Raw genomic sequence first — 15568 nt, forward strand, 5'->3', positions numbered from 1 at the left:
GGTATTTCTTATTTCGTATATTGTTCAATTTCAGAGGCGATATCCGTATTATCCGTATCATGCCATTCCAGCGGTTTGACTTTTTCCTGGATATGTTCGAAAACAACAAACAAAGCCGGAACAATAAAGATCTGACAGATCATTCCGATAAACATACCACCGATCGCTCCGGTTCCCAAAGTGCTGTTACCGTTGGCTCCGACTCCATGAGCGAACATCAGCGGCAGCAATCCGATGACCATAGCCAGGGAGGTCATTAAGATAGGGCGTAACCGGGCAGAAGCTCCCGATACGGCTGCTTCGGTAATGCTCATACCGGTTTTCCGGCGGTCTAAGGCGAATTCAGTAATCAATATCGCATTTTTAGCCAACAGACCGATCAACATGATCAAAGCGATTTGCATATAAATGTTGTTTTCTACTCCCATGATCTGAGCGAAAATAAAACTACCCATCAATCCGGAGGGGACGGAAAGCAGTACGACCAGAGGCAGAATATAACTTTCATACTGTGCACTCAGCAACAAATAGACGAATACGAAACACAGTGCGAATATCATCGCTGTCGTACTCCCGCTACTACTTTGTTCTTCCCGGGTCATTCCGGAAAATTCGAATCCATACCCTGTTGGCAAGGATTGGGCGGCAACTTCTTCGATAGCTTTAATCGCCTGTCCGGAACTATAGCCGTCAGCCGGCGAACCGTTCACACTCATGGAGGTAAACATATTGAAACGCTTGATGTTGTCGGGACCGTATACTTTTGTCAGCGTCATAAATTGACTGATCGGTGCCATTTCGTTTCCGTTCCGGATTTTGACGTTTTGCAGAGATTCCGGATTGATCCGATAACGGGGATCTGCCTGAATCATTACCCGGTATAATTTACCGAAACGGTTGAAATTGGATGCATATATACCGCCGTAATAGCCTTGCAAAGTAGTTAGGATATCGTTGGGACTGATACCGGCTTGCTTACATTTGGCTGCATCTATATCGATCATATACTGAGGGAAAGTGGGGTTGAAAGACGTTTGAGCCGTAGCGATTTCAGGCCGTTCTTTCAATTTTCCCAGAAATTCCTGAGCAACTTCATAGAAAGTATTCAAATCTCCACCGGTTTTATCCTGTAAGTTGAACTCGAAACCGTTGGTGACACTGTAGCCGGGGATCATCGGAGGGGCGAATAACAATACTCGGGCATCTTTGATCAGAGATTGAGCCTGCATATATAGGGTACCGATTACCGTATTGGCATCTTCCCCTTTACCCCGTTCTTTCCAGTCTTTCAATTTTATGATCAGCGTCCCGTATGAGTTACCTTGTCCTGCCAGGAAGCTGTAACCGGTTACCTGGGTCCTGCTCTTCACTGCCGGATTGGCTGCCACCAAACTGTCTACCTGTTCCATAACGGCTTCGGTTCTCTCCTGGGCGGTACCCGGTGCCATATCGACTACGGCGAAAATGGTTCCGGTATCTTCATTGGGAACCAATCCGGTAGGAGTGATGTTCATCAGGAAGATCATAACGACGATAGTCGCTATAACGATGGCAAATGATAAAAATTTACGACGGATAAAGAATGTGATTCCTCGTTCGTACTTTTTCAGGGTAACATCATAAGCGGCATTGAATGCGATGTGGAAACGTTCGATCAGAGAAGTCTTTTTCTTCTCTCCGTTTTTATCGTGGGGATGTAAAAATATAGCACACAATGCAGGACTTAACGTTAAGGCATTGATTGCCGATAGGCCGATAGCAATAGCCATCGTGAGCCCGAACTGCCGGTAGAAAGTTCCTGAGGTTCCTGTCATAAAACTTACCGGAATAAATACAGACATCATGACCAGGGTGATGGATACAATGGCTCCCCCCAGTTCGCTCATCGCATCGATAGAAGCCAGACGGGCCGATTTATACCCTTGGTCGAGCTTGGCATGAACCCCCTCGACGACGACAATGGCATCGTCGACAACAATGGCAATGGCCAATACCATGGCACATAAGGTTAGCAGATTGACACTGAAACCGATCAGGTACAGACCGAAGAAAGTACCGATCAGCGCAACAGGGATTGCTATGGCCGGGATCAAGGTGGAACGAAAATCCTGCAAGAAGATATATACCACTAAAAATACCAGTACAAATGCTTCGAGCAAGGTTTTCAATACTTCGTGGATAGAAGCGAACAAGAAGTCGTTGGCATTCAACAATTCTACGACTTTGACTCCGGGAGGTAAGGTCGGTTCCACTTTTTTAAGGTATTCCTGAATGTCCTGGATGATGGTCGTAGCATTGGATCCTGCCGTTTGGAAAATGATTGCGGTTACTCCCGGATGTCCGTTGACATTGTTCTGGAAACCATAAGTCAACCGGCCTAATTCGACTGTTGCAATATCTTTCAAACGCAAAATTTCTCCGTCGGAGGTAGCCCGGATAACGATATTTTCAAATTCTTCCTGCGTTTGTAAACGTCCCTTGTATTTCATGACATATTGAAAGGACTGATTACCCCGTTCTCCGAATTGTCCCGGAGCAGCTTCGATGTTTTGTTCTGCTAAAGCAACCGATACATCACTGGGCATCAGTTTGTATTGGGCCATAACATCCGGTTTCAACCAGATACGCATCGAATAGTCGGTTCCCATCACCATGGCGTCTCCAACCCCCTGAATACGTTTAATTTCAGGGATAATGTTGATGTTCATGTAGTTCTCCAGAAATTCGTTATCGTATTTATCGTCGGAACTATAGAAAGAAAAACCTAGCAGCATACTGGATTGCCGTTTTTGGGTGATGACTCCTACCTGGGTGACTTCGGCGGGAAGGAATCCCTGGGCTTTAGCTACCCGGTTTTGCACATTTACTGCAGCCATATCGGGGTCGGTACCCTGCTTAAAATAAACTTCTATGCTGGCTTCTCCGGTATTGGTCGCTGTGGAACTCATATACATCATGTCCTCCACACCGTTGATTTGCTCTTCCAGCGGAGCGATAACACTGTTCAGAATAGTCTGTGCATTGGCCCCGGTATAGGTTGTGGTGACCCGGATGGTTGGAGGGGCGATATCCGGATACTGCGATACAGGTAAGGATACAAGTCCTAATATACCCAATATAACGACGACAATGGAAATTACCGTTGAAAGTACCGGACGGTTAATAAATCGATCTAATTTCATTTTCTTAAGCTTTAAAGCAGATTATTTATTCACAGGTTGGGTGGCAGCTTTGATTTTGGCAGCTGCAGCCTCAGGAGTGATCGGTTGGATCTGGGTGCCGTCCCGGAGCGTTCCTACTCCTTCGATAACGATTCTGTCTCCCGGATTTAATCCCGAAGTAACGACGAAATTTTTACCGTCATCCAATTTGAATACTTCGACTTCAGTATTTTTTACCTTCGAGTCGGCATCTACGACAAACACAAAACGTTTATCCTGAAGTTCGTAGGTGGCTTTTTGAGGTACCACCAACACATTCTGAAGTTGGGAAGGAATGATAACGGAACCGGTGCCTCCGCTTCTCAATAGACGTTGAGGGTTGCTGAAGGTGGCACGTACGCTTACCGATCCGGTTGTTTGGTCGATTACTTCACTGATCGTCTCGATTTTTCCTTGCTGGGAATAAGGACGGCCGTCTGCGGTGGTTAAAGATACCGGAGGCATTTTTTCCAAAATCTTACTGGAAGTGCTGTCCTGACGGATCAGGTCGAGTAATTGTTTTTCAGTCATAGAAAAATAAGCATACATTTCTGAAATATCGGAAACCGTTGTGAGCGGAGTCGTCATACTCGGACTGACCAGGGAACCGACCCGGAAAGGTACTTTTCCCATGACTCCGTTGACGGGACTTGTGACTTGCGTATAGGAGAGATTTTTTTCGGCGTTGGTCAGCTGTGCCTTCGCCTGAGCCAGGGCAGCCTCGCTGGAAGCCAGCGCATTCTCTGCTGTCTGAAGATCGAATTTACTGATAATATTCTTTTGTTCGAGTTGCCGCTTGTTTTTGGCCGTCAATTCTGCGGTCGCAACATTGGCTTTAGCTACTTCTACAGCAGCTTTTGCTACGTTGACAGCTTCTTCGTATTGAACAGGATCGATAACAAATAAGGTTTGGCCTTTTTGGACACTCGAGCCTTCGTCTACACATAGTTTCGTAATAAAACCACTTACATTCGGACGGATCTCGACATCCTGGCGTCCTTTGAAAGTTGCCGGATAAGCAGAGGTCAATTTTACCGTTTCGGGCTGTAAAGTGATTACTGCAAATTCGGGAACCGTTTGTTGTCTTCCCTGATTTTTTCCTCCACATGCGACACACATTGCACTCAAGGTAATGATGAATAAGTTGTGCATTCGAGTCATTTTCAATTTTTCAATTTTCATATTGCGTATTATTATAAATTTATTTTTGCACTCTTTCCCTTATACATAATTCGTGCTAATTCTTTCAAATATTTCCGGGTATTAAGAATATTTGATAAAAATTGGATTTGAGAAATGTAAGAAATGTTAAGATAACGTTTGAGAGATGTAAAATGCCCCATCTTTAAAGAAAATAAAATGACTGATCGGGTATAAGTATCACTCATAAATGGGTATGATTACTAATGAAGGACAAAGATAACAGATATTTTTATTTTTCGTAAATAATGTAATAAATAGATGACAGGAGGTTGTTTTAATTTTAAAATGAAGAGATATGGCTTTTAAAATTGCATTTTTTGATACAAAACCTTATGACAGGGCTTCGTTTGATGAGGTGAATGAAAAATATGGTTTTGAGATTCTGTACCACAAAGGGCAGTTGAACCGGAATAATGTGGTCTTGACCCAAGGAATGGATGCGATCTGTATTTTTGTGCATGACACGGCGGATACCGCAATTATTGAGCAAATGGCCGGTTACGGGGTCAAACTGATCGCTTTAAGGGCTGCCGGATATAATAATGTAGATTTGGCTGCTGCTAAAGATAAATTGAAAGTAGTTCGGGTACCTGCTTACTCTCCTTATGCAGTTGCCGAACATGCTGTTGCACTGATGTTGGCTTTGAACCGGAAAATTCATCGGGCTTATTGGCGTACCCGGGATGGTAATTTCGCTTTACATGGCCTGATGGGATTCGATATGAATGGGAAAACAGCCGGAATTATCGGGACTGGGAAGATTGCACGGATTCTGATCCGGATTTTGCAGGGGTTCGGTATGAAAGTAGTGGCTTATGATCTTTATCCGGATGAAAAATATGCCCGGGAGGTCGGGATCTCTTATGTTTCATTGGATGGTCTGTATGCACAAGCAGACATGATTTCTTTGCATGTTCCCCTGACTGATCAGACCAAAAACATGATCGACGCACAGTCTATCGCTAAAATGAAAGAAGGCACGATAATCATAAATACGAGTCGGGGACAATTGATCCATACCAATGCCTTGATCGAAGGGTTGAAAAGTAAAAAAATAGCAGCTGCCGGATTGGATGTTTATGAAGAAGAAGAGGGGTATTTTTATGAAGATCAATCGGATAAAATTATCGATGATGATGTCCTGGCCCGTTTACTCTCGTTCAATAATGTCATCGTTACCTCACATCAGGGATTTTTTACCCGGGAAGCAATGCACAATATTGCAGAGACTACCTTGCAAAATATACAGGATTTTATCGATGGAAAGACATTGGTAAATGAAGTTTCCTAAAAATAACCTGGATGTTTAAAATTAAAAATTTGCAATTTATATATACTTTTGTCACAGATTTTATAAACTGAAATTTATCGTAACGATAAATTTAAACCGATGGATTCAGAAGAAATTTATAAGCAGGCTATTTTATTCCGGCGTTGGTTGCACCGGCATCCCGAAGTTTCTACCCAGGAATTTCAGACGCAAGCTTTTGTCATCGACGTACTGAAGGAATATAAAATACCTTATAAAACTTACGGGACAGGAATTATAGCCACTTTGGGTGAAGGAGCCGATTGTGTCGCTTTACGGGCTGACATGGATGCGCTGCGGGTACAGGAAGATACCGGATTACCTTATTGTTCGGAGACTCCCGGGCTGATGCACGCTTGTGGACATGATATGCATACTGCTATGTTATTGGGGGCGGCTATTATTTTAAAAAGTAAAGAGGCAGAGTTGGGTGGGACCCTGAAACTTGTTTTTCAACCGAGTGAAGAAAAACGTCCCGGAGGAGCAAGATTATTATTGCCTCATTTGCTGGAACCTCCCGTACCGAAAGCCATATTCGGTCAGCATGTATTTCCCGGATTACCGGTTGGACAGATCGGTATACGTCCGGGAGCCTTTTTTGCTTCTTCCGATAATATTATTTTTGCAGTGGAAGGAAAAGGGACACATGCGGCCATGCCTCAGCTGGGGTCCGATCCTATTTTGGCAGCTACGGCCCTGATCCAGTTTTATCAGACTATTATTACTAAGTTCCGTAATCCTCTCATCCCGGCAGTGCTTTCGATTACTTCTATTCATGGGGGAACAGCCAATAATGTGATACCGGATCGGGTAGAGGTGATGGGCACGGTGCGTACACATGATAATGCGTTGAGGCACCGGATTTTTGAATTGATCGATGAGAAATCTCCGGCTATTTGTGATTTATACGGTTGTCGTTTTGTACCCGATATGCCTTGGAATGGATTACCTCCGTTGGTCAATGATCCGGTATTGACAAAGGAAGTGAAGAAGCTGGCGGCAGGCTTGCCGCAAGTGCGGCAGATCGTCGAATCGGAACCCTTGACTTTAGGGGAAGACTTTGCTATTTATTTGCAGGAATTGCCGGGTGTTTTCTGGACTTTGGGGGTGCGGCCACCGGAAGCAGAGGAAATGTGTCCTTTGCATAATCCGGGAATGGCACCCGACGAGCGGGCTATACGGGTCGGAATCGATATGCTGGTTGCGACGGGCTTGCGTTTTTTGAAAAAAGGATAGCCGTACAAGGACCTGTTTTAAAGGTCCTTGATTTTTATGATATTGTAGGAAATATCTTTGTCGTAGACATCCGTTTGGTCGATCTTTTTGATGTATTTTACTACCCGGATCGTGACCGGAAGTATGATCACTTCATAGAGGGATTTCAAAAGAGCTTGTGTGGCTATCATAACCAGTAAAGCTTGAACAGGAATCAGTCCTCCGAAAGCGAGTGGAAAGAAGAGCAGTGAGTCGGCACTCTCCCCGGCAATCGTGGATAAAATAGCCCTGAGAGAAAAATATTTCCCCTGGGTAGCTACCTTCATTTTGCTCATGATATAGGCATTGAGAAACGATCCGAGTAGAAAAGCCAACAGACTGGCAATAGCTATCCGTGGGGCCAGACCGAATATGAAATTGAAACTTTCTTCTCCCTCCCAAAAAGGTGCTGCAGGCAAAGTAATAGCCAGACGCGCAAAACCGATGGTTAGAAAATTCATGGCGAAACCACTCCAGATAATGAGCCTGGCTTTTTTGAATCCCCAAACCTCAGCGATACAGTCGTTGATAATATAAGAAATCGGAAATACAATCAACCCTGCAGTAGCCGTAATGGGACCCAATTGAATTACTTTGGTTTCCAGTAGATTGGAAGCTACTAAACATACATTGAATAAAATCCCCAATAACATGAAGGGGAGAGATACTGTTTTTTGCATAATTCTTGTTTTTTACGTGGTTGAGCAAGCACACGCGGTAAAGTATTACCGGATATAAGATCGATCAGAACCGGTAATCGACACACGCCCTGTCCACTTTGACCGGTGCGATTAAAGTTTTGACGATTTCCTGATGGGCCGGGTGGTTGGCATATACCTCCAGAGCGTGAAGATCGGCTACTACTGCTTCCAGACTGAAATCCCATTTTTCTTCCGGGTTGACATTGATACCTACCTGCATTTCTTTTAATTCAGGAATCACTTGTACCAAAGCTTCCAGACGGTCCCTGATTTCCTGTAACCGGACGTTTTTATGCTCACTTTCTTCCAATTTGAAAAGTACGATGTGTTTAATCATGGCATTTAAATTTGTTGGTCAAAGATTGAGACACCGGGAGGCAAACATAAATTTTGCCTTCGGGGCATATCTTACCGGCGTAAAGATAGTGAAAAACCTTAAAAAGAGAATAGAAACCGGAAGCGTTTTACAGGGAACCGATGAATCGAAAAATTTTTACTGAAAAAATGTATTTTGTGTGTTAAATTCTTGTTAAATTGAAAATAATTTTCTAACTTTAGGACAAGAAAATAATTTAGTCATCTCTTAATAATAAAAGTCATGAGAACGCGAGGTAACCAATTATTGATCCAGATTCTGTTAATGATTATCATTACTGTAATCGTAGCCTACACTTGTATGAATTTGGCCGAATTAGTGAATATGTATTCCGAAGCGATCGGAAAGGCAATTACTCAAATCAATGCGGGATTCTGATTAAGGTGTAATTCTAGTTATTCGGGTCTTTTGAAAGCAGTGAAATAACTGAAAGGGAAATTATGGCTCTTCTCTAAAACTTTGTCCTTGTTTTTTCGTTAAAGTTTCCTATATTTGAATTTATTTTAGATTTCGAGCTATGCTGAAAAAGATTTTATCCAGTACCATTATTAAATTGGTGTTGGCTGTTATTGCCGGTATTTTATTAGGTTTTGTCGTAGGGGAAGGGTTTATGAATGTCGTTGTCACCCTGAAATATATTTTGGGACAGCTTATTTTCTTTATGGTACCCTTGATTATTCTGGCTTTTATATCTTCTTCTATCGCAAAAATGAAAGGGAATGCTTCACGGATGCTGGGATGGGCATTAGGATTGGCTTATCTTTCGTCTGTCGGAGCTGCTTTTATGGCCATGTTTTTAGGCTATTGGCTGATCCCGTTACTGACTATTAGTCCGGCTACCGAGGGGTTGAAAGAAATTCCGGAACTGGTTTTTAAACTGGATATTCCTCCGGTGATGAGTGTGATGACGGCTTTGGTGGTGGCCATTATGGTTGGCTTGGCTACTGTTTGGACAAAATCTCAGATATTTGAGACTATTTTGGACAATTTCCAAAAAATGGTATTACTGCTGATCAATCGGATTCTGATTCCGATTTTGCCTTTTTTTATTGCTGCAAATTTTTGTGCCTTGAGTTATGAGGGATCTATCACCCGTCAATTGCCGGTCTTTCTGAATGTAATGGGAATCGTTTTGACCGCGCATTTTATTTGGTTGTTCTTTTTATATCTGTCTGCGGGTGTGTTTTCCGGGAAAAATCCCTGGCAGGTGGTACGGTATTATGGTCCGGCTTATCTGACAGCAGTGGGAACGATGTCATCGGCGGCTACTTTACCGGTTGCGCTTAAATCTGCCAAAAAAAGTCCTGTACTCAAAGGAGAAGTGGTCGATTTTGCCGTTCCTTTGTTTGCTAACATTCATTTATGTGGTTCTATATTGACCGAAGTGTTCTTTGTCATGACGGTATCGTTGATTCTCTACGGGGCTTTGCCGGCTATGTCTACGATGGTGCTTTTCATCGTTCTGCTGGGAGTTTTTGCTATCGGAGCTCCGGGAGTACCTGGGGGAACGGTTATTGCTTCTCTGGGCATCGTTATTTCCGTATTAGGGTTTGACGAAACCGGAACCGCTCTGTTGTTGACTATTTTTGCTTTGCAGGATAGCTTCGGGACAGCTTGTAATGTGACCGGCGATGGGGCTTTGACGCTTATTTTATCTAAATTGGATAAATAATTATCATTTATGAATAATACAATTGTCGGAATGGGAGAGGTCCTGTGGGATATGCTCCCGGAAGGTAAACAACTAGGCGGAGCTCCGGCTAATTTTGCTTACCATGCTTCTCAGTTCGGGTTCGATAGCCGGGTTATTAGTGCTGTCGGGGATGATCGGCTGGGAGACGAGATCCTGGAAAGTTTTGACGATAAACAATTGAAATATTTCATTCAACGGGTTCCCTATCCGACGGGGACGGTACAGGTACAACCGGATGAGAACGGAATTCCGGGTTACGAGATAAAGGAAAAAGTGGCCTGGGACAATATTCCCTTTACTCCCGGATTAGAAACGCTGGCACGCCAATCCCGGGCGATTTGTTTCGGATCGTTAGCACAGCGTGACGAAGTGTCGCGTGCGGCAATTAACCGTTTTCTCGATGCGATGCCTGAGGAAAATTCCTATAAGATCTTCGATATCAATCTCCGTCAGGGTTTTTATTCTCAGGAAGTGCTTTGTAGATCGTTCGAGCGGTGTAATATTCTGAAATTGAACGATGAGGAATTGATAACGATTAGCCGGATGTTCGGATATCCGGGGATCGATCTCGAAGATAAATGCTGGATATTGCTTGGGAAATATAACCTGAAAATGTTAATTCTTACCTGCGGGATCAACGGAAGTTACGTCTTTAGCCCCGGTGCAGTTTCATTTGTAGAGACTCCTAAAGTTAAGGTGGCCGATACCGTCGGAGCAGGAGATTCTTTTACGGCAGCTTTTTGTTCGGCTATTCTGAAAGAACGTTCTGTACACGAAGCCCATCAATTGGCGGTAGAGGTTTCTGCCTATGTGTGTACCCGACACGGTGCTATGCCCGAATTACCCTCTGAATTGAAAAACAGGTTGGTATAAAATCGGTGATCCCTTTGTCTAAAAGGGGGAAGTGGTTTGTAAGCTGAATGGTTGCCGAACGATGAGGATCGGTACAGTTAGGGGGAACGGTGGGTATATTTTGTGTCGTTTTCTGATTGGATTGAGATATTAATTTTTATTTTTGTGTTTCGTTTTAAATAGGATGATCGGTATAAGAAAGTTATACGGAAGATCATCGGTTAGGATTTAAGTAATTTATAGTGAATTTATAATGAACACAAAATTTTATTTTCCAATTTTAGCTCTGGCTTTAAGTGTAGCCGCTTGTAACGACAAGAAAGCAGCTACCCAAACCGGAGGGATTGATGTTGCTAATCTGGATAGATCGGTAACTCCTAATCAGGATTTCTATCAATTCGCCTGTGGTGGATGGATGCAGGCACACCCTTTGACCGATGAGTATGGACGGTTCGGCTCTTTCGATCTGCTGGCTGAGAATAACCGGAAGCAGATGCAAGGGTTGATCGAAGAACTGGCAGCTAAGAAGTCCGAACCGGGAAGTGTTGCCCGGAAAATCGGTGATTTGTATAATATGGCTATGGATACCGTCAAGCTCAATGGAGACGGAAGTACTCCTATCCAGCCGGTATTGGAAAAAATAAAGGCTGTAAAAACTCCGAAGGAAATGGTGACTTTGGTGGCTGAAATGACCCGTCAAGGTTTTGGACCTTATTTTGGTATTTATATCGGTCCGGACGATATGAACAGCAGCATGAATCTGGTGCAGACCTATCAGGGAGGTCTGGGGCTGGGTGATCGGGATTATTACCTGAAGGAAGATGAGCACAGTAAAGAGATCCGTACCAAGTATCAGGAACACATCGTGAAGATGTTCGAGTTGGCCGGTTGGGAAGAAAAAGAAGCCCGGCAGGCTGCTGCCGACGTTATGGCTATAGAAACCCGATTGGCCGAAGCTGCCTATGAAAAAGTAAAAATGCGGGATCCTCATGCCAATTATCATAAAATGTCGGTAGAAGAATTAAAAAAAGAAATTCCCGGAATAGATTGGGAGGTTTATTTCGCTACATTGGGGTTGCAGGGGATTACGGAATTGAATTTGGGCCAACCCGAGCCTGTTAAAGAGGTGGCTCGTATTTTGAACAATACCGACCTGAAAGCCCAGCAAGCTTATTTGGAATGGAAAGTGATCGATGCAGCCGCTCCCTATTTGAGTGACGATTTTGTTGCAGAACATTTTGAATTTAATGGAAAGGTACTTTCGGGTGTGAAGGAAATGGAACCGCGCTGGAAAAGAGCTGTCGCTGCTGTAGACGGGGCTATGGGAGAAGCTGTCGGACAGATGTTTGTCGAGAAATATTTTCCTGCTGCTGCCAAAGAACGGATGGTGAAACTGGTTGGTAACCTTCGGAAAGCTTTGGGGGAACGTATTCAGGAACTGACTTGGATGAGCGATGAAACAAAAGCCAAAGCGTTGGAAAAATTGGCGGCCATATATGTTAAAGTCGGCTATCCGGATAGCTGGAGAGATTATGCCGCTTTGGAAATTAAAAACGATTCCTATTGGGCTAATATTTTACGGTCTAACGAATTTGAATTCGATTATATGCTGACGAAAGCCGGCAAGCCTGTCGATAAGACCGAATGGCTGATGACTCCTCAGACTGTAAATGCCTATTACAATCCGACCACCAATGAAATTTGTTTTCCGGCAGGTATTTTACAGTATCCTTTCTTCGATATGAATGCTGACGATGCTTTTAATTATGGTGCGATCGGAGTGGTCATCGGACATGAGATGACACACGGATTCGACGATCAGGGGCGTCAGTACGATAAAGACGGTAATTTGAAAGATTGGTGGACTGCCGAGGATTCGAAAAATTTTGAAGAGAGAGCTAAAGTGTTGGTCGATTGGTTCGATCGGATAGAGGTCTTGCCCGGACTTCATGCCAACGGACAGTTGACCTTGGGTGAAAATATTGCGGACCATGGCGGATTGCAAGTGTCTTTCCAGGCATTTCATCATGCAATGAAGGATCAGCCGCTAGGGATTGTAGAGGGTTTTACCCCCGAACAGCGTTTTTATTTGGCTTATGCAAATGTATGGGCAGGAAATATCCGCGATGAACAGATTCGTTTGTTGACTCAGATGGATGTTCACTCTTTAGGACGTTGGAGAGTGAATGCCGCTCTGCCACATATAAACGGCTGGAATGAAGCTTTCGGTATACAGGAAGGAGATCCGATGTATCTGGCACCGGAAAAACGGGCTTCGATCTGGTAAATTGTTGACCGCTCATGCCTACCAGGAAGTAATGCATATCGCAATCGGATATATGAAAATGCTGGGGAAACTGTTGAATTATATCGTTGGGCTTCGGAAACAGTGACAGAATATGCCCCGTCGGGACGTATGTTTTCTGACAGGTCCTAACATGGCAGGGAAGTCGACTTATATGAAAACTTTGGGGATGGCGGTTTATTTGGCACATGTCGGTCTGCCGGTACCGGCAGACCGACATGAAAACGGTAGTTTTTCAGGGGTTATTTTCAACGATCAGTTTCACTATTCGGGCTCCTGATCCGACAAGCTGATCCGGAGCCTTTTAGGTCAGGTATCTGTTGGCAGAGGCATTGGCCTGTAGAGGATATACCAGTATAAAACTATTCTGTTGGAAATATTTGTTCAGATAACCCGGGATACGATTCATGCTGGGATTAAAAGAGATACCATTGTGGCGGCTCATTACGATCCATAAATTATCGTCTTTGTGAACATCCCGGAATACAATCAGAAAATCTTCCCAATCGCTGAATTCGGTAAATTCCATTTCCCCTCCTCGTTTCCCAAGCAATGTTTTGAGGCGGCCGAGGGTATCCGAAGAACCGTAAAATATGGCTTTGGCCCCGGTATTCTGAATAACGTTCCACACCCGGGCAACCCATTGGGGAAATCCGGCCTCTTTTTCGGCTTGAACAGGGATGACTACCAGATGGCGCTTCATGGTAGAGAGGGGTTGTGCTGGTTTATATATCAACGTAGTAACATCGCTGTAATCCAGGATACCTTCCGTGATTCTTCCCAAAAAAGAACTGGGTATTCCCTTTTCTTTGTGTAGTCCCAATACCAGGTCAGTGATACGGTGTTCGAGGATCACACTTAATATGGCGTTCGTTACATTCAGGTCATAGCGTTGCAATTCCTGAAGATGGGTATCTGTCGCTGCTGCCGTTAAGGCTGCATTTTCCAGCAGACGCCGGGATTTCTTCAATTGCTGGTCGTCTCCTGAAACTTTATTGTCCAGAATATTCAGCGCATATAAATGATGAGTATTCTTTTTCGATTTAGTAGCCAAACTGAGATTCACCAATTCTTCTGCCGTGTCTTCGTTACTCAGCGGGATTAGAATACGTTCTTTGTGGTCTCCTGTTTCATCGGTTTCGGATGAAGCCGTGGCTGCCAGATTATGAGCCCCTCTTTGAGCAGAGAAGGAAGCCATTGTACAGGTAACCAGGATCATCAGGATCGTGCCGTTCAATACGCTTTCATTTAAGAGACGGATTGGTTCGCCTTCGGGGGTTTGACCGAGAATGACGTTATATCCCACCATGACGGCAGCCAGCGTTGCTGCAGCCTGGGCATTACTCAGCCCGAAAATGATTCTTCGCTGGTCGACGGACATACGGAAAGTTTTTTGAGTCAGCCAAGCTGCAGCATATTTAGCTATTGTGGCGACAATGATCATGACAATACCGACTTTAATTGTATCGAAGCTGGTGAAAAAAGCCCGGTAATCGATCAACATACCTACTCCGATCAGAAAGAAAGGGATAAAAATCGAGTTACCGATAAACTCTACCCGGTGCATCAGCGGAGAACTCCGGGGAATCAACCGGTTGAGGGACAGACCGGCCAGGAATGAACCGATAATCGATTCGATACCGGCTAGTTCGGCCAGATAAGCACCCAGAAAAACCATGACCAAAACGAAAATATATTGTGATATGCTGTCCTGTACATGCTTGAAAAACCAACGTCCGGCAATAGGAAATGCGATTACTACAAATAAAACGAATATGACGATCGATATACTCAATCGGGTCCAGAAATGTTCTCCAATGACACCGGTTGCCATGCCTACGATTACTGTTAAAACAAGTAATGCCAGCATATCGGTAATCATAGTGCCTCCGACGGTTATCGTAACCGATTTATCTTTCGTGATTCCTAATTTACTGATAATCGGGTAGGCGATTAAAGTATGTGAAGCGAACATACTGGCCAATAGGATGGAGGTTTCCATAGAAAAATGAAGTACGTAAAGGCCGGCAACGATTCCCAAAGCCATCGGAATCAAGAACGTATACATACCGAAAACGAAACTCCGGCCACTATTTTTCTTAAAATCCCCCATGTCGATTTCCAGGCCGGCCAAAAATATGATGTACAACAAACCTGCTGTACCCGATAGAATAATACTACTATCCCGAAGAACCAGGTTAAGGCCGTTAGGCCCGATAATCGCACCCGCTATAATCAATCCCAATAAATGAGGAATTTTCAGTTTGTTGAGGAGCAAAGGGGCTGATAAAATAATTACCAGTATCAATAAAAATTTCAATACCGGATCAGTCAGGGGTAGTTCGTGGGAGATAACAAAAGGTAACAACATCTCTATGTGCGTTTTATAATAATTAATATCTATTTCTGTTCGAAACTTTTCTGTTGTAACAAATATATGAAAATGCTTACTTTAAAATAGAAATGATTTATTTTAATTTTCTGAAATAATTTAGGGAAGTAGGCTATTTTTTCTATTCGCCTGATAATTACTGAGACGCGCACTAAAATGGTCGGTCGGTGTTTAGTTACAAGACTACGATACCTGAAATTAACTAATAAAACTTTTGTAATCTTTCCTGTTTTTTATAAAAAACAAAAATACAATGATTTATGAGTTTTTAAGAAAAAATATA

At 43.6% G+C, this 15568-nt stretch carries 12 protein-coding genes; 7 read left to right on the top strand and 5 right to left on the bottom strand.

Features of this window, described 5'->3' with window-relative positions; all coding sequences use genetic code 11:
* Positions 1–8: 8 nt before the first annotated feature.
* Together AC5RDS_RS16675 and AC5RDS_RS16680 are read right to left on the bottom strand one after the other, a co-directional pair.
* Positions 9–3182, bottom strand: coding sequence for an efflux RND transporter permease subunit (locus tag AC5RDS_RS16675; RefSeq protein ID WP_013610894.1), 3174 nt, complete (start codon positions 3180–3182; stop codon positions 9–11).
* Positions 3183–3203: 21 nt separating this feature from the next.
* Positions 3204–4382, bottom strand: a complete 1179-nt coding sequence (locus AC5RDS_RS16680; protein ID WP_013610895.1) for an efflux RND transporter periplasmic adaptor subunit — start codon at positions 4380–4382, stop codon at positions 3204–3206.
* 316 nt (positions 4383–4698) lie between these two features.
* On the opposite strand from AC5RDS_RS16680, the gene AC5RDS_RS16685 reads away from it, so the two are divergent.
* Positions 4699–5694 (top strand): 2-hydroxyacid dehydrogenase, encoded by a 996-nt coding sequence (locus tag AC5RDS_RS16685; RefSeq protein ID WP_013610897.1) that lies wholly within the window; start codon positions 4699–4701, stop codon positions 5692–5694.
* A 99-nt stretch (positions 5695–5793) separates the two neighbouring features.
* Entirely contained in the window at positions 5794–6948 is a 1155-nt protein-coding gene (locus AC5RDS_RS16690) for a M20 metallopeptidase family protein (RefSeq protein ID WP_022161044.1), read from the top strand.
* Positions 6949–6965: 17 nt separating this feature from the next.
* On the opposite strand, the gene AC5RDS_RS16695 is transcribed toward AC5RDS_RS16690, so the two are convergent.
* Positions 6966–7646, bottom strand: a complete 681-nt coding sequence (locus AC5RDS_RS16695; RefSeq protein WP_022161043.1) for a queuosine precursor transporter — start codon at positions 7644–7646, stop codon at positions 6966–6968.
* Between the two features lie 64 nt (positions 7647–7710).
* Positions 7711–8004 carry a Dabb family protein gene (locus AC5RDS_RS16700; protein ID WP_013610900.1) on the bottom strand — a complete coding sequence of 98 codons (294 nt, stop codon included), beginning with the start codon at positions 8002–8004 and terminating at the stop codon, positions 7711–7713.
* A gap of 261 nt (positions 8005–8265) precedes the next feature.
* Between AC5RDS_RS16700 and AC5RDS_RS16705 the strand changes: the two genes are divergently transcribed.
* The 5 genes from AC5RDS_RS16705 to AC5RDS_RS16725 all read left to right on the top strand — a co-directional run bounded on the left by AC5RDS_RS16705 (position 8266) and on the right by AC5RDS_RS16725 (position 13173).
* A complete protein-coding gene (locus tag AC5RDS_RS16705; RefSeq protein ID WP_022161042.1) occupies positions 8266–8421 on the top strand; it encodes a hypothetical protein in 156 nt (51 codons plus the stop codon).
* A gap of 139 nt (positions 8422–8560) precedes the next feature.
* On the top strand, positions 8561–9715 hold the full coding sequence (locus AC5RDS_RS16710) for a dicarboxylate/amino acid:cation symporter (RefSeq protein ID WP_013610902.1): 1155 nt from the start codon (positions 8561–8563) through the stop codon (positions 9713–9715).
* 9 nt (positions 9716–9724) lie between these two features.
* Entirely contained in the window at positions 9725–10609 is an 885-nt protein-coding gene (locus AC5RDS_RS16715; RefSeq protein WP_087394768.1) for a carbohydrate kinase family protein, read from the top strand.
* Between the two features lie 232 nt (positions 10610–10841).
* Positions 10842–12875, top strand: coding sequence for a M13 family metallopeptidase (locus AC5RDS_RS16720; protein ID WP_217774041.1), 2034 nt, complete (start codon positions 10842–10844; stop codon positions 12873–12875).
* Positions 12876–12987: 112 nt separating this feature from the next.
* Positions 12988–13173 carry a MutS-related protein gene (locus AC5RDS_RS16725; RefSeq protein ID WP_041556322.1) on the top strand — a complete coding sequence of 62 codons (186 nt, stop codon included), beginning with the start codon at positions 12988–12990 and terminating at the stop codon, positions 13171–13173.
* 24 nt (positions 13174–13197) lie between these two features.
* Here the strand turns inward: AC5RDS_RS16725 and AC5RDS_RS16730 are convergent, their stop codons facing one another.
* Entirely contained in the window at positions 13198–15264 is a 2067-nt protein-coding gene (locus tag AC5RDS_RS16730) for a cation:proton antiporter (RefSeq protein ID WP_013610905.1), read from the bottom strand.
* Positions 15265–15568 lie beyond the last annotated feature (304 nt).

The sequence above is a fragment of the Odoribacter sp. genome, assembly GCF_985060555.1.